This is a genomic window from Streptomyces sp. NPDC047028 (assembly GCF_040644095.1).
GTDB lineage: Bacteria > Actinomycetota > Actinomycetes > Streptomycetales > Streptomycetaceae > Streptomyces.
Genome location: NZ_JBEYVS010000012.1, coordinates 1 through 22,184 on the forward strand (window position 1 = coordinate 1; position 22,184 = coordinate 22,184).

The 22,184-nt window shown below is 72.7% G+C and carries 22 protein-coding genes; 14 read left to right on the forward strand and 8 right to left on the reverse strand.

The features are described 5' to 3' along the window. Positions 1–367, forward strand: a 367-nt coding sequence (locus ABZ854_RS13150) for an MMPL family transporter (protein ID WP_361208747.1), incomplete at its 5' end; no start/stop codon positions are given. 4 nt (positions 368–371) lie between these two features. Here ABZ854_RS13150 and ABZ854_RS13155 read toward each other — a convergent pair. After that, positions 372–1,487, reverse strand: a complete 1,116-nt coding sequence (locus tag ABZ854_RS13155; protein ID WP_361209178.1) for a PP2C family protein-serine/threonine phosphatase — start codon at positions 1,485–1,487, stop codon at positions 372–374. 241 nt (positions 1,488–1,728) lie between these two features. Here ABZ854_RS13155 and ABZ854_RS13160 point away from each other — a divergent pair, with 241 nt between their 5' ends. Continuing rightward, positions 1,729–2,622 carry a GNAT family N-acetyltransferase gene (locus tag ABZ854_RS13160; protein ID WP_361208750.1) on the forward strand — a complete coding sequence of 298 codons (894 nt, stop codon included), beginning with the start codon at positions 1,729–1,731 and terminating at the stop codon, positions 2,620–2,622. A gap of 111 nt (positions 2,623–2,733) precedes the next feature. On the opposite strand, the gene ABZ854_RS13165 is transcribed toward ABZ854_RS13160, so the two are convergent. Genes ABZ854_RS13165 through tgmA form a run of 3 tightly spaced genes read right to left on the reverse strand, consistent with a single transcriptional unit; the run spans position 2,734 to position 4,880 of the window. Beyond that, the gene (locus ABZ854_RS13165) at positions 2,734–3,630 is read right to left on the reverse strand and encodes a Gfo/Idh/MocA family oxidoreductase (protein ID WP_361208753.1); all 897 of its coding nucleotides are present in this window, start codon (positions 3,628–3,630) and stop codon (positions 2,734–2,736) included. 58 nt (positions 3,631–3,688) lie between these two features. Beyond that, positions 3,689–4,672: an ATP-grasp ribosomal peptide maturase gene (tgmB, locus tag ABZ854_RS13170; RefSeq protein WP_361208756.1), complete on the reverse strand. Its 984-nt coding sequence runs from the start codon at positions 4,670–4,672 to the stop codon at positions 3,689–3,691. Between the two features lie 16 nt (positions 4,673–4,688). Continuing rightward, positions 4,689–4,880: a putative ATP-grasp-modified RiPP gene (tgmA, locus tag ABZ854_RS13175; protein WP_129311354.1), complete on the reverse strand. Its 192-nt coding sequence runs from the start codon at positions 4,878–4,880 to the stop codon at positions 4,689–4,691. Between the two features lie 172 nt (positions 4,881–5,052). Between tgmA and ABZ854_RS13180 the strand changes: the two genes are divergently transcribed. Further along, positions 5,053–5,436 carry a hypothetical protein gene (locus ABZ854_RS13180; RefSeq protein ID WP_361208759.1) on the forward strand — a complete coding sequence of 128 codons (384 nt, stop codon included), beginning with the start codon at positions 5,053–5,055 and terminating at the stop codon, positions 5,434–5,436. A 79-nt stretch (positions 5,437–5,515) separates the two neighbouring features. Here ABZ854_RS13180 and ABZ854_RS13185 read toward each other — a convergent pair whose 3' ends face one another. Next, positions 5,516–6,352, reverse strand: coding sequence for a fructosamine kinase family protein (locus ABZ854_RS13185; RefSeq protein WP_361209181.1), 837 nt, complete (start codon positions 6,350–6,352; stop codon positions 5,516–5,518). 228 nt (positions 6,353–6,580) lie between these two features. Here ABZ854_RS13185 and ABZ854_RS13190 point away from each other — a divergent pair, with 228 nt between their 5' ends. The 4 genes from ABZ854_RS13190 to ABZ854_RS13205 all read left to right on the forward strand — a co-directional run bounded on the left by ABZ854_RS13190 (position 6,581) and on the right by ABZ854_RS13205 (position 10,065). Beyond that, positions 6,581–7,291: a tRNA-dependent cyclodipeptide synthase gene (locus ABZ854_RS13190; protein ID WP_361208762.1), complete on the forward strand. Its 711-nt coding sequence runs from the start codon at positions 6,581–6,583 to the stop codon at positions 7,289–7,291. After that, complete coding sequence (locus ABZ854_RS13195; RefSeq protein ID WP_361208765.1) at positions 7,288–8,487, forward strand: cytochrome P450; 1,200 nt, start codon at positions 7,288–7,290, stop codon at positions 8,485–8,487. The genes ABZ854_RS13190 and ABZ854_RS13195 overlap by 4 nt, the downstream gene beginning before the upstream one ends. A gap of 270 nt (positions 8,488–8,757) precedes the next feature. Continuing rightward, positions 8,758–9,252, forward strand: coding sequence for a hypothetical protein (locus ABZ854_RS13200; protein ID WP_361208768.1), 495 nt, complete (start codon positions 8,758–8,760; stop codon positions 9,250–9,252). Between the two features lie 111 nt (positions 9,253–9,363). Further along, on the forward strand, positions 9,364–10,065 hold the full coding sequence (locus ABZ854_RS13205; protein ID WP_361208771.1) for a class F sortase: 702 nt from the start codon (positions 9,364–9,366) through the stop codon (positions 10,063–10,065). Between the two features lie 6 nt (positions 10,066–10,071). Here the strand turns inward: ABZ854_RS13205 and ABZ854_RS13210 are convergent, their stop codons facing one another. Both ABZ854_RS13210 and ABZ854_RS13215 read right to left on the reverse strand, forming a co-directional pair. Further along, a complete protein-coding gene (locus ABZ854_RS13210) occupies positions 10,072–11,280 on the reverse strand; it encodes a lipase (protein ID WP_361208774.1) in 1,209 nt (402 codons plus the stop codon). 35 nt (positions 11,281–11,315) lie between these two features. Then, complete coding sequence (locus ABZ854_RS13215; RefSeq protein WP_361208777.1) at positions 11,316–11,891, reverse strand: TetR/AcrR family transcriptional regulator; 576 nt, start codon at positions 11,889–11,891, stop codon at positions 11,316–11,318. Positions 11,892–12,053: 162 nt separating this feature from the next. Here ABZ854_RS13215 and ABZ854_RS13220 point away from each other — a divergent pair, with 162 nt between their 5' ends. Both ABZ854_RS13220 and ABZ854_RS13225 read left to right on the forward strand, forming a co-directional pair. Beyond that, the gene (locus ABZ854_RS13220) at positions 12,054–13,007 is read left to right on the forward strand and encodes a LysR family transcriptional regulator (protein WP_361208780.1); all 954 of its coding nucleotides are present in this window, start codon (positions 12,054–12,056) and stop codon (positions 13,005–13,007) included. Positions 13,008–13,216: 209 nt separating this feature from the next. Further along, on the forward strand, positions 13,217–15,166 hold the full coding sequence (locus tag ABZ854_RS13225) for a collagenase (protein ID WP_361208783.1): 1,950 nt from the start codon (positions 13,217–13,219) through the stop codon (positions 15,164–15,166). An 83-nt stretch (positions 15,167–15,249) separates the two neighbouring features. Here ABZ854_RS13225 and ABZ854_RS13230 read toward each other — a convergent pair whose 3' ends face one another. After that, complete coding sequence (locus ABZ854_RS13230; RefSeq protein WP_361208786.1) at positions 15,250–16,695, reverse strand: glyceraldehyde-3-phosphate dehydrogenase; 1,446 nt, start codon at positions 16,693–16,695, stop codon at positions 15,250–15,252. 156 nt (positions 16,696–16,851) lie between these two features. Here ABZ854_RS13230 and ABZ854_RS13235 point away from each other — a divergent pair, with 156 nt between their 5' ends. The 5 genes from ABZ854_RS13235 to ABZ854_RS13255 all read left to right on the forward strand — a co-directional run bounded on the left by ABZ854_RS13235 (position 16,852) and on the right by ABZ854_RS13255 (position 22,131). After that, positions 16,852–18,054, forward strand: coding sequence for a hypothetical protein (locus tag ABZ854_RS13235; RefSeq protein ID WP_361208789.1), 1,203 nt, complete (start codon positions 16,852–16,854; stop codon positions 18,052–18,054). 73 nt (positions 18,055–18,127) lie between these two features. After that, positions 18,128–18,448, forward strand: coding sequence for a hypothetical protein (locus ABZ854_RS13240; RefSeq protein WP_361208792.1), 321 nt, complete (start codon positions 18,128–18,130; stop codon positions 18,446–18,448). A 102-nt stretch (positions 18,449–18,550) separates the two neighbouring features. Further along, a complete protein-coding gene (locus ABZ854_RS13245) occupies positions 18,551–19,405 on the forward strand; it encodes a PP2C family protein-serine/threonine phosphatase (protein ID WP_361208795.1) in 855 nt (284 codons plus the stop codon). 60 nt (positions 19,406–19,465) lie between these two features. Then, complete coding sequence (locus ABZ854_RS13250; protein ID WP_361208798.1) at positions 19,466–20,461, forward strand: MASE1 domain-containing protein; 996 nt, start codon at positions 19,466–19,468, stop codon at positions 20,459–20,461. 110 nt (positions 20,462–20,571) lie between these two features. Continuing rightward, positions 20,572–22,131 (forward strand): MFS transporter, encoded by a 1,560-nt coding sequence (locus tag ABZ854_RS13255; RefSeq protein WP_361208801.1) that lies wholly within the window; start codon positions 20,572–20,574, stop codon positions 22,129–22,131. Positions 22,132–22,184: the final 53 nt, after the last annotated feature.

A 22,184-nucleotide genomic window follows, 5' to 3' on the forward strand; every position in this document is an offset into this window, starting at 1 on the left:
CGGTGACGTCGGTCGAGCACATCCCCGGCGGCTTCGTTCCCGCGTTCAACAAGGAGAGCGAGAACAACGAGCGCGTAGTCTGGCATTTCGACACCCCCACGCCCTGGAGATCACCGCCCGGATCATCACCTGCGCCGCCCTGATCATGGTGAGCGTGTTCGCCGCGTTCATCCTCAGCCACAACATCGTGGTCAAGATGCTCGGACTCGGCCTCGCCGTGAGCGCCCTCATCGACGCCAGCGTCGTACGCCTGCTGCTCGTCCCAGCCGTCATGACCCTGCTCGGCAGACAAGCCTGGTGGACGCCCCTGTGGCTGGACCGGCTCATGCCGCGCATCGACGCGGAGGGCGACAGCGAGGCCAGATGAGCCGTCAGGCGCGCGGCCGCTCGCCGCGGGGCCCCGGCTCCAGCACCAACATGGTGGCGTCGTCGCGGACCTCGTAGTGCCGCACCAGCTCCGCCCACACCGCGGCCGGCAGACCGGCGGCCGTCGTGCCCGACAGGGCGGCCAGCCGCTCCGGCACAGGGTAGAAGACCCCGGCCGGGTCACGGGCCTCCCAGACGCCGTCGGAGGCCAGGAAGAGCCGGTCGCCCGGCTCCAGCGGCACGGTGACCTCCTTCGGCGGGTCCATGCCCACCAGGCCCAGCCCGAACGGCGGGCCCGGCCGGACGCCGATCTCCCGGGCGCGCCCGTCGTGCAGCAGGACCGGCGCCGGATGACCGCAGGCGACGACACGGACCGTCCGGGCGTCGGCGGAGAACTCCAGCAGCAGCCCCGTCGCGAACAGTTCCCCGTGCCGCACACCGGCCGAGTCCACCGCCAGTCGGCGGTCCATCCGGTCGGCGACCGACACCAGGTCCGGCAGGTCCAGCACCGCCTCGCGGAAGGCGCCGAGCAGCGACACCACCGTCGCGACCGCCGCGAGCCCGTGCCCCCGCACGTCCCCCATCACCGCCCGGACCCCGTACGGCCCCTCCCGCACGTCGAAGAAGTCCCCGCCCACCAGCGTCCCGTCCTCCGCGGCCCGGTAGAAGCCCGTGCACCCGACCCGCCCGACCCGCTCCGGCAGCGGCGGCATCACGGCGCGCTGCACCGCCTCGCCGATCGCGCGCTCGGTGTTCAGCTGGGCGTCCCGGCGGCTGCGCACATAGGACACGAACACACTCAGCACCGCGACGAACACGACGGTGAGCAGGTCCGTGTTGCCGGGACGGTTCAGATGCGTGGCCGGCACGTTCATCACGACGACGACCAGGGCACCGAGGACCGCGGTCGCCGCCCAGCCGTACGACAGGACGGCCAGCGGCGGGATCGCGCCCAGCAGGAAGCCGACGTCGCGCGCGTCCGGGGTGAGCAGCGTGGCCACGGTGACCGCCACGAGCAGCAGGACCGGAAGCACCCGGACCCAGCGCGGTGGCGGTGCGCCCCGCAGCCAGCCGCGGTCCTCCCCTTCCTGACGCGACGAGCCGCCGCGCCACGGTGCCAGAGCCACGACACCACGCTACGCCGGCCCGCTCCAGGCCGCCGGAAATGCGGTGGACGGCCGCCCGCGCCTCCGCATAGGCTCCGGCAGCACGCCCGCGACGGACGGAAGGAGGCGAGCGTCATGACCACAGCCTGCCCGCGCTCCCCCCTCCCCGTTGCCAGGGCGTGCCACGTCTGAATCCGACGTCGTCCGAATCCGACCGGGAGCGCCGCACACCGCACGCGTATCCGGAAGGACACCCATGACCGACCTGGTCATCCGCACGCTCGACGAGAGCAGTGCCCACCTGTTCGACGCCCTGCCCGATCCGCTCGGCCTCGCCGAGAAGCACCGGCGTACCCGCTTCCGCCCCGACTGGCAGCGGGTAGCCCTGCGCGCCGGACGGGTCGTGGCCCGCGCCGCCTGGTGGGGCAGGCCCGAGGACACCGAGCCTTTCCTGATCGACTGGTTCGACGTGGCCGACGGCGAACGCGACGCGGGAGCCGCCCTGCTGCGGACCGCGCCCTGGCGGGTCGACGAGATCGACCTCGACGTCCCCACGGGCTGGCGTGAGTCGGCCACGCTGCGGGCCGCCGTCGACGCCCGTACGGCCGCTGCCCGCACCGCCGGCTACGAGCCGCTCGTCGAGCGGTTCCTGTACCGCTGGACCCGCGACCGCGGCCTGCCCGAGCGGCCCGGCCGGCTGCGCTTCACGGCCGAACCGGACGACGCCGTGTTCGACGCCCTGCTGCGCCGCATCCACTCCGTCACCCTGGACGCGCACGCCCTGCGGGCCGTCGCGGAAGGGGGAGTGGAGCAGGCGGCGCGGGAGGAGCTGGAGGTCTTCCGCTGGTTCCCCTCGCCGCGGGAGTGGTGGCAGGTCGCGAGTACCCCCGAGGGCGAGCCCGTCGGCATCCACATCCCGGCGCACAACCCGTCCGGGCCGTGCGTCGGCTTCATCGGGGTCGTGCCCGAACAGCGGGGGCACGGGTACGCGTTCGACCTGCTCGCCGAGTGCACGCACTTCCTCGTCGAGCGGGGTGCGGAGTTCGTCGCCGGTGCGACGGACCGGGGGAACGTTCCGATGGCCGCGCACTTCGCCCGTGCGGGGTATCCGGTGACCCGGGAGCGGCTGAACTTCTGGGCGAGGCGGTAATACCGTCCGGGTGAGGTGCTGACTGGCCGGTTTTCGCCCCCGCCGCCCCTTCCTTCCCGTCCCCGGGGCTCCGCCCCTGGAGCCCCGTTCGCGCAGTTCCCGGCGCCCCTTTCAGGGGCGGGGGGAACTACTGCGCGACAGGCCGGCCTCCGCTGTCGCGAGGATCTCGGTCACGCGTAGGCCGAAGGTGGCGTCGCAGGGGTGGGGGCGGCCCGTGCGGGCCGAGGTCAGGAGGGCGTCCGCGGCACGTACGAGGGCCGGGACCGCACCTTCGGAACTTCGCGGCAGCAGGGTCACGCCGGCCTCCCCGCGCAGTTCGACGTCGGCGCCCGCCGCGGCCGGGGGCGCCGACAGGCTCAGGGTGAGGGTGCTCGACGCGCCCTCGGTGTGGTCGAGGACCAGATGCACGGTGTCCGCGGCGCCGTGGGCCGCGGCCAGGACCCGCCGGACGTCGCCGAGGACAGGCAGCAGGACGGACAGTGCGTGCGGCCCCACGTCCCACAGGGCGCCCCTCTCCCGGCGCCACGGCGACGCCGCGAACGGGCTGTCCCCGGTGAACACCGCCCCGAGCCACTGCGCCCGCGCCGTGAACCAGCCCGGAACGGCGGCCTGTTCCTCGATCCACGCCTGTGGCTCCCGCTGGAACCGCGTGGTGAAGAAGACCACGGAGGCGACCCCGGCGCGCTCCACCGCCCCGGCCACGGACCGCGCCTCGGCGACGTCGAGCGCGAGCGGCTTGTCCAGCAACAGGTGACAGCCCGCCCGCGCGGCCCGCACCGCCAACCCGGCCTGCACGGAGGGAGGCAGCGCGACGGCCACCGCGTCCACGTCGGCGAGCAGGGCGCCGACGTCGTCGTAGGCCCGGACGCCGTACCGCTCCGCGAGCGCGCGGGCCGCCTCCGGGTGGCGGCCCCACACCCCGGCGAAGTCCAGCCCGGGGTGCTCCGCGAGGGCCGGTGCGTGCGCCGCCCGGGCCCACGGACCCGTGCCGAGCAGTCCTATGCGCATGTCGTCGTCCTTTCCGCGAACCGTCCCCACCACCTTCTCGTGAACCGTCCCTGCCACCTCACGAGGCCGTGTTCCGCTCACCGTCCGCCGGGGTCCGTGACGGTTCACCGTCTCCCGCCAGCCAGGCGGCTATGGTCGCCGCGACGGGCTGGCCGGTGTCCATCTCGACGAAGCCGAACTGACCCGACTGGTTGCACTCCAGGAACCACCAGATCCCGTCCGCGTCCTCCGCGAAGTCGAAGGCGCCGTAGGCGAGTTCGGCGCTCCGCATGTACCGGCGCACCGACTCGGCGACCCGGTGGGGGGTCTCGGCCGGGAGCCAGGGGGAGACCGACGGGGCGAACCGCACGTCCACGTCGTCGGGATGGGCGTCGGGGTCGGCCGGCTTGCGCGCGGCCAGCAGCCGGTCGCCGACCACCGTGAGCCGGATGTCGGCCCGCTTCGCGATCCGCCGCTGCAGCAGGGTCGGGCCGTACGCGACGGCCGAGAAGTCTGTGCCGGGGGCCACCCGGCTGGTCGGCACGGCGCGCGGCGGCTCCTGCGGATGCGCGCCGGACACCGGCTTGACCACCAGGTCGGGGAAGCGCTCCGCGAACTCCCGGGCCGCCTGCGGGAACGTCGTGATGAGGGTGGCCGGCACGGCCAGCCCGCTGTCCTGCGCGAGCCGCAGCTGCCAGGGCTTGTGACGGGCCCGGCGGGCGGCGTCCGGATGGTTCATCCAGCGCGCGTCCGTGCAGCGCAGCATGCCGTACAGCGCCTGCGTGGACTCCTCCGTCAGCCAGGCGGACGGCTGGGCCGCGCGGGCGGCCGCTGCGCCCGGCCTGCGCACCCAGACGGAGCGCAGGCCGCTCATGCTCACCAGGCGCCCGCCGACGGACAGGTGTCCGCGGCCGGCGCCCTGCACGTACTCGCCCGACAGCGCCACGCCGTTGGTGAGATCGGCGGGGTCGAGCCGGACGACGGGCACGCCGGCCTCGCCCAGCCGGAGGACCACCATGTCCGCCGTCACGTCCTCTTCACTGGTCAGGATGAGCACGGTCATCGTCGATGGCCCGCGGTCAGTCGTCGAAGTGCGTCTTGGACCCGGCCGTCGAGGTCGTGGTCCCCAGTGCTCTCAGAGTGGCGTGGTCGGAGGCGGCGATCCTTCCGTCCGGGAGGACGTTCAACTGCAGTCCGGAGTCGTACGCGTACGGAGTGGTGACGTCCAACTCCACTGCGGGCCGCGCGTAGTTGAGCGTGAACGGTTGCATGGTCTCTCCCTGATTCGGCTTTCACGTCCTTATACGAATCGAACGGGTGATTGGTTTCCTTACGCTGAGTGACCGGCGCCCGGAGAGGGGCCGTCGGGAGCGGTACCCCGGGAGCCGGAACAAGGAAACAACACAACGTTGTTCCGTTGCACGGCCGGGATAGCATGCCCGCATGGCACATGACGCCCAGGAAGCGGCCAGGCGCAGGCTGGCCGCGATCACCGAGGACGCCCCCGTCGACAGCGTGCCGGCCCGACTGGCCCGGGACGCGGCCCTCCTCGGGCGGCTGCTGACGGCCACCGGACACCACCGCGCGGAGGCTGACGATGTGTCGCATGTCACGCTCGATGACATCGGCGCGGCCCTCAGCCTCTTCGACGGACTACGTCACCAACTGGACCGGCTGGAGAGCCAGGTGGTGATGGAGGCCCGGCGCCGGGGCATGGACTGGCGGCAGATAGCCGGACACCAGGGACTGAACTCCTCCCAGGCGGCCTCGCAGCGCCACCAGCGTCTGACGACGCGGCTGGAGGAGATCCGCCAGGGCGTCAGATGAGCCTCTGACGCCGAGCCTGCTGGGCCTGCCGGCCCCCGAGCCCGCCGGGCCGGCCAATCCCGCCGGGCCGTGCGCCGGGTCAGCCCGTCAGCGCCTCCCGGGCCGCCGCGACGGCCTGTTCGCCGTAGCCCCCACCGAACAGCACGGCGTGCACCAGCAGCGGGAACAACTGGTGCAGCCCGACGCGGCGGGTCCAGCCGTCGCCGAGCGGCGCCGCCGCCTGGTAGCCGGCCAGGATCCGTTCCAGCTCCGGGCAGCCGAACAGCCGCAGCATCGCCAGGTCCGTCTCCCGGTGCCCGCCGTGCGCGGCCGGGTCGATGACCCGGACCTCCCCGTCCGCGCCCCAGAGCACATTGCCGTTCCACAGGTCCCCGTGCAGCCGGGCCGGTGGCTCGGCCGGTCCCGCGAGGTCCGGCAGCCGCGCGCAGACCCGCTCGATCACCACCGCCTCCCCGGCGCGCACGGTCCCGGCGTCCACCGCGGCCCGCAGATACGGCAGGACGCGGTGCTCGGCGTACCAGGACGGCCAGTCGGTGCCCGGCTCGTTGCGCATCGGGGCGCGTCCGATGAACGCGTCCTCGGGTCCGCCCGGCGGCGCCGCGCCGAACTCCGGTGCGCCGGCGGCGTGCAGATGCGCCAGCGCGTGGCCGAAACGCGACGCCGCCCCCGCGTCGGGACGCCCGGTGTCCATCCGCTCCGTCACCAGCCACCGCTCGTCGTGCCCGAGCACCGCGGGCACCCGGACCGCGCCCGCGCCGGCCAGCCAGCGCAGCCCGGCCACCTCCGCACGCACCGCCCCCGGGGCGTCGCCGCGCTTGACCATCACCACCGGACCGCCCTCCAGGGTCACTTCGGCCGGTGACCCGGAGGCCGCCCGCTCCGCCGTGACCCGGCGCCCGGTGAGCCGGGACACCACCTGCCCCGCACTCTCGGCACTCTCGTCTCGGTCGAACACGGCCCCAGAGTACGTCCCGCAAGTGACGTCCCCCGCACGGCACTTCGACCATTGATACGACTATTTTCAGCCAAACCCAGGCGGTAACTACCCGTGTTGGTTTCGTGCGGCTAGCGTGAGGGCGCCGCATCGCCACACCAGGGGCACAGGGCCCTGCAGGGACTAGCGAGCGGTGGAGGATTCACCCCTTTGACCACAGCATCCGTGCTGATGGCCGACGTCTTCGAGGTTCAGCCCTACACCTCCCACTGCGAAGTCATCTTCGGCGAGGGTGCACACGCCGTGATCGGTGTGTCCCCGGGCAACAGCTACTTCTCGGCCCGCCGACTGCACGACCTCGCCCGCTGGGGACTGGACCACTTCGACAGGGTCGACTTCGTCTACACCGACCTGTACGTGGCCGAGACCTATGAGGCATCCGGCTACCCGCCCGACGAGGCCCGCCGCAAGGCGGTGAAGAACCTGCGCGGTGTACGCGCGAAGGTCCGGGACGCGGTCACGGCCGCCGACCCGGACGGCGACCGGCTGGACTGGCACCCGATGTCCTCCTTCCGGACCAATCCCGCCTACCAGGAGATCCATCGGGAGCTGAAGAACCGGCTGAACGCGGACGCCGAGTTCCGGGCCGTCTGCAACGCCCTGGTGACCCGCTTCCTCTCCGCGCGCGGTGAGCCGGTGAGCGAACGGCAGCGCGCCGTGTGCCTGGAGTACGTGGTCGCCGAGGCCCCGCTGTTCCTCGACACCCCCGCCGTCCTCAAGGTGCCGTCCTCCCTCAACTGCTACCACCAACTGCTGCCCATGGCCGAGCTGCTCTACTCCCGGGGCGCCGGCCTGCGCGCCTCCCGCAACCAGGGCCACGCCGTCGTCACCCCCGCCGCCCTGGAAGGAGCCGTGGCATGACCACCGCCCCCGACGCCCCGAGCCTGCCCGGCTTCCCCTTCTCCTGGGACGGCACCCGCGTGCCCGCCGAGGTCGGGGAATTGCGCGCCACCGCCCCCGTGCGGCGGGTGCGCACCATCGCCGGCGACGAGGCCTGGCTGGTCTCCTCCTACGAGCTGTGCCACCAGGTCCTGAAGGACCCCCGCTTCTCCCTCAAGGACACCTCGGCGCCAGGCGTGCCCCGGCAGTACGCGCTCACGATCCCGCCCGAGGTCGTGAACAACATGGGCAACATCACCGGCGCCGGGCTGCGCCGGGCGGTGATGAAGGCCGTCAACCCCAAGACGCCGGGCCTGGCCGAGTGGCTGCGGGCGGACGCCGAGCGGCTGGTGGACCGGGTGGTCGCCGACGGGCCCACCGCCGACCTGCGCGGCGCGTTCTGCGAGCCGTACTCCGCGGGCATGCACTGTCACCTCCTCGGCATCCCGCAGGCCGAGGGCCCCGCCTTCCTGCGCAGCCTCGACATCGCCTTCATGAACTCGCCCTGCCCGATCAGCGGAGCGCGGATCAACTGGGACCGCGACATCGCCCGTATGACGGCCCTGCTCGACGACCCCGCGACGCACGGCCTGATGGGTGAACTCGCCGCCCTGCGCGACGACCCCGACTACGCCCACCTCACGGACGAGATGCTGGCCACCGTCGGCGTCACCCTGTTCGGCGCGGGCACCGTCTCCACCTCGGGCTTCCTCACCATGGCCCTGGTGTACCTGCTCACCCACCCCGGCACCCTGCAACTGCTCAGGGACCGGCCCGAGCTGATCGGCCCCGGCGTGGAGGAACTGCTGCGGGTGAACCTCTCCATCGGCGACGGGCTGCCCCGCCTCGCCCTGGAGGACGTGCGGCTCGGCGACGTCGACGTACGCGCCGGTGAACTCGTCCTGGTCCTGGTCGAGGGAGCCAACCTCGACCCGGAGAAGTTCCCCGACCCGCACCGCTTCGACGTCCGCCGCGACAACACCGCCGACCACCTCTCCTTCGGCGGCGGCGCCCACTACTGCCCCGCCACAGCACTGGGCCGCGCCCACGCCCGCACCGCCCTGGAGGTCCTCCTCGCCCGCCTGCCCGGCCTCGCCCTCGCCGTCCCGCCCGGCGAGCTGGTCTGGCGCACCGGTTTCATGAAACGCATCCCCGAGCGGCTGCCGGTGACCTGGTAACCCGGGATCCGGCGTACGGCCACTGCGGCGCCCCCGGCCGGGAACCCCGGTCGGGGCCGCCGCCGTTCGTGTCGCGTGTCCGTCACCGATATGGCGCACCGAGGCGCCGCCCGGGAGCTGGGGGAGTGGGGCAGACGGGTGGCGTCCTGACACGGGTGGGCGGCCCGGATGGTGCCCCGGAGCGGCCTGACTGACGGTGGTTCATGTCGGTGCCGGGTCTATTCAGCTGATGGGGTATCCGCTGCCCGGCCACGGCGGAAGGACATCGATATGCGTTCTGCCCGCATGCTTCTCGCCACGGCGGCGGCCACCGCCGCCCTCGCCTTCACCACGCCGGGGGCCGCGTTCGCCGTCACCGCGAGCGGGGACGGAGGCCACGGCGACTCCTCGTACAGCAAGGAGCACGACAAGGGGTCCGGCAAGGAACACGACAAGGACTACAGCACGGAGCACGACAACGGACACAGCCATGACGCGCCGCGCGGCGGAATGCACACGGGTGGCGGTGCGCTGGCCATGGTGAACGGCGACTGGGGCGGCCAGGGCCAGGGCCAGGGCGACAGCCGGTTCGACCCCGACACCTACCGGGACAAGGGCGACGGCGGCTGGAGCGGCGACCACGACAAGCCGCACGGCGGCATGCACACCGGCGGCGGCGGCCTCGCCACCACGTCCGGGGTCACCGCGGGCGGCCTGGCCGTCCTGGGGCTGGCCGGCGCCGGAGCATTCGCGCTTCGCCGCCGCAAGGGCGCCCAGCCGGCCTGACCGCGTCCGCACCCCTGGGGGCAGCGGCCGCCGTCGGCGCACACCGTGCCGGCGGCCCGCGCCCCCACACCCCGACCCCCGTGCTGCCGTGCCCGAGTGAGGTGGTGTCCGATGGCAGCTGCTCCCTCCTCCCCGCCCCCCGACGAACCGGCACCGGAACAACCCGCTCCCCGCGGCGGCGGACGGCTGACCCTGTGGGGCGTGGCGATCGCAGTGGTCGCCCTCGGCATCTTCGGCGGCCACAAGGGCACCGACCCCACCCCGGAGGTGTCCCGCGTCGACGGCGCAAAGGCCTCCGCTCCCGCCGTCCCCACCAGCCCGTCCACGGGCTCGACGGGCAGCGCACGCGCGGCCGCCCCGCTGCCCCGTTCCGCGCCGACCCGGCTGCTCATCCCGAAGATCTCCGTGAACGCCCCGTTCACCGTCCTCGTCACCAACGCCTCGGACCAGCTCCAGCCCCCACCGGCCGACGACACCAACCTGGTCGGCTGGTACTCGGCCGGGGTGTCCCCCGGGGAGACGGGCACCGCGGTCATCGCCGGGCACGTGGACACGAAGACCTCCGCCGCCGTCTTCGCCAACCTGTACCTGCTCAAGCCCGGCGACACGTTCTCCGTGGAGCGGGCCGACGGGCGGACGGCGACGTTCGTCGTCGACGACGCCGAGAACTTCGACAAGGACAACTTCCCCAGCAAGCGCGTCTACGCCGACGCCGACCGGCCCGAGGTGCGGCTCATCACCTGCTCCGGCGCCTACGACCACACGGCCAAGGACTACACGGAGAACCTGGTGGTCTTCGCCCACCTCGTCTGAGGGGAGTCACGGGCGCGGGGACGCGGGCCCGGCGCGGTGCGCCGCGAAGGGGCCGTCCGCCGCGAACGCCAGCGCGGCGAACCGTTCGCCCATGCGGCGGTGCGTGGCCGCGTCGGGGTGGAGCGCGTCGGGCAGGGGCAGCTCGGCGGCGTCCTGCTCACCGTAGAGGGCCCGGCCGTCGAGGTGGTGCAGATGCGGGTCCCAAGCGGCCCGCAGCGCCACGATCCGGGCCAGCTCCTCCCGGATCACCCTGAGGGTCAGCTTCCCGGCCGCGGTCTCCGCCGGGTCGCCGGCGGCCACGAACCTCAGCCGGCCGTCGGCGAGACCGCTGAGATCCGGCAGGCTCGGGCCCGGCGTGTCCTCGTGGATCGGGCACAGGATCGGCGAGATCACCAGGAGCGGGATGCCCAGATGGCCCTCGCGCACGATGTCGAGGAAGCCGTGGACGGCGGGTCCGAAGGCGCGCAGCCGCATCAGGTCGGTGTTGACCAGGTTGATGCCGATCTTGACGGAGACGAGGTCCGCCGGCGTGTCGCGCATGGCCCGCGCCGTGAACGGATCGAGCAGGGCGCTGCCGCCCAGGCCCAGGTTGACCAGCCCCACCCCGCCGAGTGCGGCGGCGACCGCCGGCCAGGTGGTGGTGGGGCTCGCCGCGTCGGAACCGTGGCTGATCGAACTGCCGTGGTGCAGCCAGACCGCGCGGCCCGCGTCCGGGACCGGTTCCACGGGCGCGTTGGTGCGCAGGGCGACCAGTTCGGTTGTCTCCTTGTGCGGAAGCCAGATCTCCACGTCCTTGACCCGGTCGGGCAGGCCGGTGAAGCGCGCGGTGCAGGCCGGGCCGGGCCGGTGCTGGGCGCTGCCGGTGGACAGGTCGACGGTCACGGTGTGGCCGCCCGTCACCGAGGTGCTGCCGGCCGGGCGTCCGTCGACGAGGAGGTCGTACACGCCGTCCGGCCGGGGCGGCGCGCCGGTGTAGACCAGCTTGGTCGGTACGGTGTCCAGCTCGACGGCGCTGGCGCGGGTGCGGAACACGAGCCGCACGCCGGACGGCTGGGACTCGGCCATGGCCAGCTGCGGGTCGGCGCACTGGGCGCGGGCCGCGGCGGGCAGCCGGTGCGGCAGCAGACCGTGCGCGGTGTGTTCGAGGTCGAGGGCGCCGCGGACGAGTGCGTCGGTCAGAGGAGTGGTGATCCAGCCGGGCTCGGTCGAGGTCATGGGTGTCGTGCCTGCGTTTCGGTCGTGTCTGCGGTTCAGCGGCCGGGGGTCGGCCAGGTACGGAGCAGGGCGTCCAGGGCGTCCAGGATCCGCGTCCAGGACTCCTCGGAGCCGGGCGCGCTGTGGCTGAAACCACCGGTGGACTCCAGGCTCACGAAGCCGTGGAAGACGCTGCCCAGCAGCCGGACCGCGTGGGTCTCGTCGGGTTCGGTCAGGTCGTAGCCGCGCAGGATGGCCCGCGTCATCTGCGCGTGCCGGCCGCCCGCGCTCGCCGCGGCGGTCTCCGGATCCAGCCGGTACCGGGCGGCCTCGTAGCGGCCGGGGTGCGCGCGGGCGTAGTCGCGGTAGACGCCGGCGAACGCGTCCAGCGCGTCCTTGCCGGCCCGCCCGGCCAGGGCCTCGGAGGCACGGTCGGCCATCTCCTGAAGGGCGAGCAGGGCGATGCGGCTCTTGAGGTCGTGGGAGTTCTTCAGGTGCGAGTACAGGCTCGCCACTCTGACGTCGAATCGGCGGGCCACCGCCGAGAGCGTGACTTGCTCGAAGCCGGCCTCGTCGGCCAGCTCCGCTCCCGCCCGGACCAGCCGCTCGGTGGTCAGCCCCGCTCGCACCATGATGAGCCTTTCCCTCTGCCTAAGGTGAGTATGCATCTACCTAAACCTATTAGGCAATCGAATCGGGCCCGTACGGACGCCGCCCCGCGGGCCGGAACTCGAACTTGTGCCCGGGACGGGACAATGGAACGCTGCCGCCGGAACGAGACGGGGAGTGGACCGATGGAGCTGGAGCTGCGGCATCTGCGCGTGCTGTGCGCGATCGCCGACGCGGGCAGTGTGGGCCGGGCCGCCACACAGCTGGGCTACTCGCAGCCCGCCGTCAGTACCCAGCTCCGGCGCATCGAGCGGTTCCTGGGCGAACCGCTCTTCGAGCGCGGCACGGGCGGGGTCCGGCCGACGCGGTACGGCGCGGAGGTCGTCGCCCAGGCCCGCGACGTACTGGCCCGCGCCGACGCCATCGGCCACCGCACCGCCGCGCCACGGCCCGGCCGCACCCTGCGGGTCGCTGCGACCAACTCCCCGATGCTGTCCGGCACCGTCTCCCGGATGCGCACCCGGATGCCCGAGCTGACCGTCGCCGTGACCAGCGCCTACGCCTCCTCACGGATCGTGGAACTGCTCGAGGGCGCGACGGCGGACGCGGCCATCGCCGCCGACTACCCCGGACGGGAACTGCGGCACTCGGCGTCGGTCAAGCACCGCGGGATCGTCACCGAGCCGACCTTCGTGGCCCTGCCCTCCCGGCACCGGCTGCGGCAGAGCGCGCAGGTCCAGCTCGCCGACCTCGCCGAGGACGCGTGGTTCGTGACCCCGGACGACGGCGCCGGCTGGCCCGGGGTCTTCTACGACGCCTGCGCCGCGGCCGGCTTCACCCCGGTCGCCGTGCACGAATTCCTGGGCGACCAGGCCCAGTTGCAGAGCATGATCGCCGACGGCCTGGGCGTGTCCATGGTCCAGCCGACGCTGCGCCCGATCCCGCACGTCGTCGTCAAGCCGCTGGTCGGCTCGCCGTTGTGGTGCCGCTACGTGCTGGCCTGGCGGCCGGACTCCGTCACCGAGGACGAGGTGGAGACGCTCTTTCAGTCGGCCACCGCCGCATACCGCGATCTCGTCGCCCAGGCCCCCCACCTGAGGAACTGGGCCTCCCGCACCTGGAGCATCGTAGGGGCGTAGGGGCGTAGGGGCGTAGGGGCGTAGGGGCGTAGGGGCGGTCGGCGGCTGACGCCCGGGCAATCGGCGTACGTCCCAAGGGTGTCCCGTGATGTTATGAGCGGCCGGTGCCATGTGCTATGTCACACGGCATTGTTGGGCGGGGTGCGGCGCTGAGACAGTCCTCACACGCCTCAACACCCCACCGAGGCGCGTCCCTTGGAGGAAACCCGATGCGCTATCGCTTCGCGCTGCCCAGACGCATGGCCGGCGCCGCCGCCGTCTGCGTCACCGTGGCCGGCCTGCTGACCACACCGGCCCTGGCCGCGCCCCAGCCGCACGCCGCGGCCCCCGCACCCCGGCAGCACACCGGTCACGCCACCCCCGCGCACCCGGACACGTCCGCCCCGCCCCCGGCCGGAGCGGCCACCCCGGCGACCCAGCACCCCGCGACCCAGGACCGGCGGATCAGTCCGGACCGACTCCCGCCCCAGGCACCGGCTTTCGGGCGCGGGGCCCCCGCGGCCCGCCCCGCGGTCTCGTGCACCCCGGCCGACTTCGGCTCCCGGACCGGCTCCGCCCTGGTGTCGTTCGTGCGGGCCTCGACACCGGACTGCGTCAACACGCTCTTCGCGGTCACCGGCCAGGACGCGCACGACGCGTTCCGGCAGGCCCAGATGGTGACGGTCGCCCGGGCCTTCACCCGGACCGCGGCCGCCTACCGGGGCGACAACTCGCGCGGCCTGCTGCAACTGGTCCTCTTCCTGCGGGCCGGCTACTACGTGCAGTTCAACCACCCGGACGACGTGGGGCCGTACACCACCCGCCTGACCACCTCCGTCACCGACGGCCTCGACACGTTCTTCGCCACCCGCCACTCCCGGGACGTCACGGCGGCCAACGGCGACATCCTCGGCGAGAGCGTCATCCTCACCGACAGCGCCGACCAGCAGGGCCGCTACCTGTACGTGTACCGCCGGCTTCTGAACGCCTACGACAGCTCCTACGACTCCGTCGACAGCATGGTCAGGGCCGTCAACGACGTCTACACGCCCCTGTGGCGCGGCAACTGGAACCCCGCGTACGTCGACGCCGTCGCCGCCGACCCGCGCGTGACCGACACGCTGTACGGCTTCGCGCTGGACCACACCGGCCTGCTCGGCGGCGACCTGGCGTTCCTGGACTCCAACGCGGGGATGAACCTGGCGCGTTACGTCGAGCACCCCGAACTGCGGCCGGTCGTCCAGCCGTTGACGAAGGACCTGCTCGACGGCTCCGCCATCACCGGGCCCACCGCCGGACTCTGGGTCGCGGTGGCCACGCAGGCGAGCGCCTACGACGGCGCGGACTGCGCGTACTACGACGTCTGCGACCTGCCCGCCAAGCTGACCGACGCCGCCCTGCCGGTCGTCCACCAGTGCGACGCGGACCACACCATCCGCGCCCAGTCGCTGACCGCGGCCGACCTCGACGCCGCCTGCGCGAGCATCCTGCACCAGGACGCCTACTTCCGGGACCTGGTCAAGGCCGACGGCCCGATACCCGGCCAGTACGCCTCGACCATCCAGCTCGTGGTCTTCGCCAGCCGCGCCGACTACCAGACGTACGCCGGCGCCATCTACGGCGTGAGCACCGACAACGGCGGCATCACCCTGACCGGGGACCCGACCGACCCGGCGAACCGGCCGACGTCGATCATGTACCAGAAGGCCACCGACGACGGCTTCGTCGCCCGGATCTGGAACCTCAACCACGAGTACACGCACTTCCTCGACGGCCGCGACGACATGAAGGGCGACTTCACCCAGGAGATCGCGGTGCCGGACGTGTGGTGGATCGAGGGGCTGGCCGAGTACGTCTCCTACGGCTACCGGGGCATCGCCGACGACGAGGCGGTCCAGGAGGCGGCCAAGCACACCTACGCCCTGAGCACCCTCTTCCAGAGCACCTACGACAACAGCGACGAGACCCGCACCTACCCGTGGGGCTACCTCGCCGTGCGCTACATGGCCGAGCGGCACCCCGACGACATCCAGCGCATGCTCGCCCGCTTCCGCGTCGGTGACTACGCCGGCGGATACGCCGTCTACCACGACGGTATCGGCACCCGCTACGACGCCGACTTCGACCAGTGGCTCACGGCGTGTGCCGCGGGCGCGTGCGCCAGTCCCGCCAAGGCCTGACGGACCGCGCCCCGCACGGCGACGGCCGCCGACCGGAACCCGGTCGGCGGCCGTACGCGTGCCGGTGAAGGGGCGGCGGGCCGTCAGACCGCCGTCGCCGGGTAGGTCGGGTACTCCACGCCCGAGACGTGCTGGACGACCCGGACGACCTGGCAGGAGTAGCCGAACTCGTTGTCGTACCAGAGGTAGAGGATCGCGTTGTCGCCCTCCACCTTCAGCGCGCCGGCGTCGACGATCGAGGAGTGGCGCGAGCCGATGAAGTCGCTGGAGACCGCGTCGGGCGCCGTGGTGAAGTCGATCTGGCGCTTGAGCGGCGAGGTGAGCGACACGTCCCGCAGGTAGTCGTGGACGTCGTCGCGGGTGGTCTCGCGGGCCAGCTGCAGGTTGAGGATCGCGATCGACACGTCCGGCACCGGCACACGGATCGAGCTGCCGGTGATCGGCGCCTTCAGGTCGGGCAGCGCCTTCGCCACGGCGGAGGCGGCACCGGTCTCGGTGATCACCATGTTGAGCGGCGCGGAACGGCCCCGGCGGTCCGACTTGTGGTAGTTGTCCAGCAGGTTCTGGTCGTTGGTGAACGAGTGGACGGTCTCCACGTGCCCGCGCAGCACGCCGTACTCGTCGTCCATCGCCTTCAGCGGCGGGACGATGGCGTTGGTGGTGCAGGAGGCGCAGGACAGGATCTGCTCGTCCGGCTTGATGGTGTCGTGGTTGACGCCGTGCACGATGTTGGGGACGTCGCCCTTGCCCGGCGCGGTCAGCACGACCTTCTCGATGCCGGGGCGCAGGTGCTTGGAGAGGCCCTCTCGGTCCCGCCACTTGCCGGTGTTGTCGATGAGGATGGCGTCGCGGATGCCGTACTCGGTGTAGTCCACGGTCGACGGGTCGTCGGCGTAGATCACCTTGATCTCGTTGCCGTTGGCGAGGATCGTGCTGTTGTCCTCGTCGACGGTGATCGTGCCCTGGAACTGGCCGTGGATGGAGTCGCGGCGCAGCAGTGAGGCCCGCTTCACGATGTCCTGAGCCCCGCCGCCGCGCACCACGATGGCGCGCAGCCGCAGGCCGTTGCCGGAGCCGGACTTCTCGATCAGCAGGCGGGCGACGAGGCGGCCGATGCGGCCGAAGCCGTAGAGGACGACGTCGCGGGGCTCGCGGCGCTCGATCTTGTTGGCGCCGGTGGCGCCGGCGACGGCCTCAGCGGTGAACTCGGCCACGCCCAGGCCGCGGTCGTCGGCCTTGTAGGTGGCGGCGAGCATGCCGAGGTCGATCTGGGAGGGCCCGAGGTCGAGGGCGGTCAGGGCCTGGAGGAACGGCATCGTCTCGGTGACGGACAGCTCCTCGCCGGCGATCTGCCGGGCGAAGCGGTGCGTCTTGAGGATGCTGACCACCGACTTGTTCACCAAGGAGCGGCTGTGCAGCAGGACGGTGACGTCCCGCTCGCGGTGCAGCTTCCCGATGATCGGGATCATCGACTCCGCGATCTCCTCGCGGTTCTTCCAGTTGGTGAACGAGTCGTCGTTGACAGTCACGGTTCATCTTTCGAGCTAGGCAGCGCTCATATGGTAACCACACCCTACTTCGATCATTCCGCCGGTCCCTGCGTGGGGTTGCTGAATCAGGGTGAAGATCGTAAGAAAGCCGGGTCGGGCGTTGCGCGGCCGTCCGGCCGTGACCATGGTCGACCCGTGAGCACGTCCTCCGTACCCCGCCCCGAACCCCTCGCCCCCGCCGCTCTCCGCCCGCGCCCGGCGGGGGCCGGCCGGCCCGGCGTCCGCCGGGGGGCCCGCCAGGCCCTCGCGCTGTTCGCGGCCGTCCGGCTCGCCGGGGTCGTCGCCGTACTGCTCGCCGACCACGCCACCCGGCACTCGCTCGGCAGGACCCTCGCGCACTCCTGGGACTCCCGCTGGTACCTGCACATCGCCCAGCACGGCTACGGCCACCTGATCTGGATCACCCCCACGGGCGCGGTGCAGACCGACTGGGCGTTCTTCCCCCTCTACCCCGGCCTCGTCCGGGCCGTGACCGTGCTGCTGCCGCTCACCCCCGGACAGGCCGGCGTGGCTCTGGCCTGGGCCGCCGCGGGCGCTGCCGCCTACGGCCTCTACCTCATCGGCCACCAGTTGTACGGCCGTGCCGTCGCCACCGCGCTGGTCGCCCTGTGGGCCGTCCTCCCGCACGCCGTCGAACTGACCCTCGCCTACACCGAGTCCCTGTTCGCCGCCCTCGCCTTCTGGGCCCTGTACTGCGTGCTCAACGGCCGCTGGCTGTGGGCCGGTTCGCTGGCCGCGCTGGCCGGGCTGTCCCGGCCGAGCGGCTTCGCCGTCGCCGCCGCCCTCGGCGTCACGGCCGTCTGCGAACTGGTGCGGCGGCGTGGCCGGATGCCGGCCGCCGTGTGGGCCGGCGCCCTCCTCGCGCCCCTGGGCTGGCTCGGCTACGTGCTCTGGGTGGGGGAGCGGACCGGCAATCTGCTCGGCGGCTACTTCATGGTGCAGAGCGCGTGGACCTCGCGGTTCGACTTCGGCGTCGGCGCGGCACGCTTCCTGCGGGCCCTGTTCCTGTACGGCGGCGGCGTCGTCTACCCGTACGCCCTGGTGATCGTCGCCGCCGGACTGCTGCTCCTCGCCCTGTTGTGCCTGGACGGCGCCCCGCTGCCGCTGCTCGTCTTCGCCGGGGTACTGGTCCTGCTCGTCATCGGCGGCTCGGGCTCCTTCTCCTCCAAGCCCCGCTTCCTGCTGCCCGCCTTCCCGCTGCTGTTCCCCCTGGCCCGCGCGCTGGCCCGGGCCTGGTGGGCACGGCCGGCCCGGGCCGTCCTGGTGGGCGCCGCCCTGACCGCCGTGTCCCTGCTCTACGGCGCCTATGTGACGGTGGTGGCGCACTCCCCGCTGTGAGCGGGGCCGGCGACGGGCTGTGCGGAGCGCGCGAATCGGGGTAGGCGATCAGACGCCCGACGAAAGGACCGTCATGACGACCTACGTCATCAGCGTGCCCGGCACCTTCACCGCGGGGATCGACGCGGACGTCCCCGGCCGGGTGAGCAGCGCGCTCCGGCCGGCCGATCCGCACGGCACCCGGATGGGGAACACACAGGACCTCGACGTGCTCACCGTGAACGAGGACGCCACCTTCACCGTACGGCTGACCGTCGAGGCGGACACCCGCCACGACGCCGAGGAGGAGGCGCGCAGGCTCGCCGGCTCCGCCCTGCGGGAGGCGGGACTCGACGAGCGGACCGCACCCCTGGGTCCCGCGGTCGTCACCGGCATCGACTCGGAGGTCCGCTGACGCGCACCGGTTCCGGCGCCACAGATGGGGCGAAATTCCCGAATATAGGTAAAATCTAGGCGTTTGCCCTTCATGGGGCTGTCGCCCAGCCGGAAGTGATCCATGCCCCGCAAGCGCTCCACGGACGAAGGCGACGAGCTGCTCGCCAGACTCGGGTCGCTCACCGCCCAGGCACGCGAGCGCGCGGAGCTGCAGCGCAGCCAGGTCGAACTGGCCATCGCCCTGCAGCGCGGCATGCTGCCCCGGGACCTGCCCGAGGTCCCCGGCCTGCACCTGGCCGTCCGGTACGCGCCGGCTTGCTTCGGCCTGAACGTGGGCGGCGACTGGTACGACGCCTTCACCCTGCCCGACGGCCGGATCGGGCTGTCCATCGGCGACGTCCAGGGCCACAACATCGAGGCCGCCGCCTTCATGGGCCAGGTCAGGGCCGGACTGCGCGCCCTCGCCACCGTCACCAGCGAGCCCGGCGAACTCCTCGGCCGGACCAACGAACTCCTCCTCACCCTCGGCAGCGAACTCTTCGCCACCTGCACCTTCATGCGCCTCGACCCCGCCACCGGAGTCCTGGAGAGCGCACGGGCCGGACACATCCCCTACGTCTGGGCGACCGCCGACGGCAAGTCCGGCGTCGCCGACGACGAGGGCGGACCCCCGCTGGGCATCCAGGAGAAGGTCGACTACACGGTCACCCGGCACCGGCTCAGCACCGGCGGGGTGTACGTCCTGCTCACCGACGGGGTCGTCGAGGGGCCGTCCCTGAGCATCGAGGACGGCCTCGACCAGGTGGTGCGCCTCGCGGGCATCGCCGCCGTCGCCGGCCTGGAGGCCCACGCCCTGGCCGCCGCCGTGATCAAAGGCGCCGAGAGCGTCGGCCACGAGGACGACGCCGCCGTCCTCGTCGTCGGCCTCGACGGCCCCTGCGTCCCCGGCCTCGACGGTGCCGGCGTTCAGCCATAGGGCCGCCACCCGGCCCCTCCCGCCTGGCCGAGCGGCCGCCACCGGTGTCAGATGGCAGGTGTGGTGACTGTCCAGGACCTGCGCCGGCCGGCCGGCTACGCCCTGCGGGCGCTGGCCGTCACCGCGTGCTACTACGGGGCCGCCCGGCTCGGGCTCCTGCGGCAGCTCTCCGTCGGAGGCGCCGTCGTCACCCCGATCTACCCGCCGACCGGCGTGGCCGTCGCCGCCCTGCTCCTGCTCGGGCTCCGCTACTGGCCCGCCGTGGCGATCGGCTCCCTCCTCGTCGTCTCCTCCCTCACCACACCCCAGCCCGACGTGCTCGTCGTCATGTTCGGCAGCACCGCCGCCCCCGTGTGCTCGGCCCTGCTGCTGCGCCGGGCCCGCTTCCACACCGACCTGGGCCGGTTGCGTGACGGCCTCGCCCTGGTCTTCCTGGGCGCCCTGACCGCCATGCTGATCAGCGCGACCGTCGGCGCCGGCCAGCTCCTGATCACGCACAAACTCGACGCGGGCAGCTTCTGGCCCGTGTGGCTCGCCTGGTGGGTCGGCGACGCCATGGGCGTCCTCATCGTCACCCCGTTCCTGCTGATGCTGCGCGGACCACGCCGAAGACCGTCGCTGCGGCGCTGGAAGGAGGCGACCGCCCTCACCGTCGTCGCCTGCTGCCTCGTGCCGCTGGCCACCTACAGCCCGGTCAGCATGCTCTTCCTCGTCTACCCACTGATCATCTGGGCCGCCCTCCGCTTCCAGCTGGTCGGCAGCATGCTCTGCGCCCTGGTGACCTCGGTGCTCGCCACGATCGCGGCGACGGACGGCGTGGGCCCGTTCGCCGGGCTCAGCCGCGTCGAGGTCATGATGAAACTCCAGGCCTTCAACGGCGCCATGGCCCTGACCGCCCTCCTGCTGTCCGCGCTGATCACGGAGCAGCGCAACACCCGCAGCTCCGTGGAACAGGCCTGCCAGGAACTGGTCGAGGTGCTGGAACACCTCACCGCCGGCGACGCGCCACAGCCCCGGCCGCCGTACGACGTCCCCGAGGGGCAGCGGGAGCGATGATCGAGTGGTGACGGGTCGCGGGCGGGCGTAGCGTCGAACGGTGGACGCCGCCGGACGAAGCACCGGCCGCACCCGCCCACCTCGCCCAGCGCGATGCGTCGCCCCCCGTCATGAGCAGCAGCTCCCGCCCCACCGCGGCCCCCCGCACCTCCGCCACCGGGAAATCCGGCGGCGGCGGGAACGCGATGGCGCTCCTGGTCATCGCCTCGTGCCAGCTGATGGTCGTCCTGGACATCACCATCGTCAACATCGCGCTCCCGCACATCCAGAGCGCCCTGGACTTCTCGACCACCAGCCTCTCCTGGGTCCTCAACGCCTACACCCTCACCTTCGGCGGCCTTCTCCTGCTCGGCGGCCGCGCCGGAGACATCCTCGGCAGGCGGCGCGTCTTCCTCTTCGGCGTGCTGCTGTTCGTGCTCGCCTCGCTGCTCGGCGGACTCTCCCAGAACCCCGGCGAACTGCTCGCCGCCCGGGCCGTACAGGGAGTCGGCGGCGCCATCGCCTCACCCACCTCCCTCGCCCTGATCAGCACAACCTTCCGGGAGGGGCCCGAGCGCAACCGGGCCTTCGGCGTCTTCGCCGGAGTGTCCGCGGCCGGCGGCGCCATCGGCCTGCTGGCCGGCGGCATCCTCGTGGAGTGGCTGGACTGGCGGTGGGTGTTCTTCGTGAACGTGCCGATCGGCATCCTCATCGCCCTGGCCACGCCCCGCTGGATCAAGGAGTCCGAACGCCACCCCGGCCACTTCGACCTCACCGGCGCGCTCACCTCCACGGCCGGCATGGTGCTGCTGGTGTACGGCTTCATCCGGGCCGCCCAGCAGGGCTGGCGGGACGCCTTCACGCTGGCCTCGTTCGCCGTGGCCGTCGTCCTCCTCGCCGCGTTCGTGCTGATCGAACGGCGCTCGCGGCAGCCGATCACGCCGCTGCACATGTTCGCCGACCGCAACCGGGCCGGCACCTACGGCATGATGCTGAGTCTCGCCGCGGCCATGTTCGGGATGTTCTTCTTCCTCACCCTGTTCGTGCAGGACGTGCTGAACTTCAGTCCGCTCGCCGCCGGCTTCGCGTTCCTGCCGGTCAGCGTGGTGATCGCGGTCGGGGCCGCGCTCGCGTCCCGGTTCCTGCCCACGTTCGGCCCCAAGCCGTTCATGGTGACGGGCGCGGTCCTGGCGGCCGGCGGACTGGCCTGGCTGACGCTGACCGACGTGCACTCCACGTACGCGGGCAGCATCCTCGGGCCGATGCTCGTCTTCGGCCTCGGCATGGGCATGGAGTTCGTCTCGCTCACCCTGACCGCCCTGTCCAACGTCCCCGTGCACGAGTCCGGCGCCGCCTCCGGGATGCTCAACGCCACCCAGCAGGTCGGTGGTTCGCTGGGCCTGTCCATCCTGGTCACCGTGTTCGGCACGGCCAGCGGCAACGAGGCGGCCCGGCAGGTCCCGGCGTTCCTGTCCGGGGCGACCCCGGCCGAACGCCTCCGCTTCCGGCGCACCGGACAGCTCCCGCCGCCCTGGTCCGACCACGTCCTCACCGCCGGCGTCTCGGCCGCGTTCGTCCTCGCGGCGGTGCTCGCCGCGATCGCCGCCGTGATCGCCCTCCTCGTCATCCAGGTCCGCGCGGCCGACCTGGAGCGCCTCCAGGGCAACGGCCCCGGCCACGGCACCGGCTGACGGCGGCCGCTGCGGCCCGGCGTGTCGAACGCCCGGACGGGGGCACTGGGAGA

What these genes read in the sequence shown, in the direction of transcription:
- ABZ854_RS13240 (WP_361208792.1), top strand. Translation starts at nt 18,128, where the DNA reads ATGACGACCTACGTCATCAGCGTGCCCGGCACCTTCACCGCGGGGATC.
- ABZ854_RS13225 (WP_361208783.1), top strand. Translation starts at nt 13,217, where the DNA reads ATGCGCTATCGCTTCGCGCTGCCCAGACGCATGGCCGGCGCCGCCGCC.
- ABZ854_RS13165 (WP_361208753.1), bottom strand. Translation starts at nt 3,630, where the DNA reads ATGCGCATAGGACTGCTCGGCACGGGTCCGTGGGCCCGGGCGGCGCAC.
- ABZ854_RS13200 (WP_361208768.1), top strand. Translation starts at nt 8,758, where the DNA reads ATGCGTTCTGCCCGCATGCTTCTCGCCACGGCGGCGGCCACCGCCGCC.
- tgmA (WP_129311354.1), bottom strand. Translation starts at nt 4,880, where the DNA reads ATGCAACCGTTCACGCTCAACTACGCGCGGCCCGCAGTGGAGTTGGAC.
- ABZ854_RS13205 (WP_361208771.1), top strand. Translation starts at nt 9,364, where the DNA reads ATGGCAGCTGCTCCCTCCTCCCCGCCCCCCGACGAACCGGCACCGGAA.
- ABZ854_RS13210 (WP_361208774.1), bottom strand. Translation starts at nt 11,280, where the DNA reads ATGACCTCGACCGAGCCCGGCTGGATCACCACTCCTCTGACCGACGCA.
- ABZ854_RS13215 (WP_361208777.1), bottom strand. Translation starts at nt 11,891, where the DNA reads ATGGTGCGAGCGGGGCTGACCACCGAGCGGCTGGTCCGGGCGGGAGCG.
- ABZ854_RS13180 (WP_361208759.1), top strand. Translation starts at nt 5,053, where the DNA reads ATGGCACATGACGCCCAGGAAGCGGCCAGGCGCAGGCTGGCCGCGATC.
- ABZ854_RS13160 (WP_361208750.1), top strand. Translation starts at nt 1,729, where the DNA reads ATGACCGACCTGGTCATCCGCACGCTCGACGAGAGCAGTGCCCACCTG.
- ABZ854_RS13255 (WP_361208801.1), top strand. Translation starts at nt 20,572, where the DNA reads ATGAGCAGCAGCTCCCGCCCCACCGCGGCCCCCCGCACCTCCGCCACC.
- ABZ854_RS13220 (WP_361208780.1), top strand. Translation starts at nt 12,054, where the DNA reads ATGGAGCTGGAGCTGCGGCATCTGCGCGTGCTGTGCGCGATCGCCGAC.
- ABZ854_RS13245 (WP_361208795.1), top strand. Translation starts at nt 18,551, where the DNA reads ATGCCCCGCAAGCGCTCCACGGACGAAGGCGACGAGCTGCTCGCCAGA.
- ABZ854_RS13195 (WP_361208765.1), top strand. Translation starts at nt 7,288, where the DNA reads ATGACCACCGCCCCCGACGCCCCGAGCCTGCCCGGCTTCCCCTTCTCC.
- tgmB (WP_361208756.1), bottom strand. Translation starts at nt 4,672, where the DNA reads ATGACCGTGCTCATCCTGACCAGTGAAGAGGACGTGACGGCGGACATG.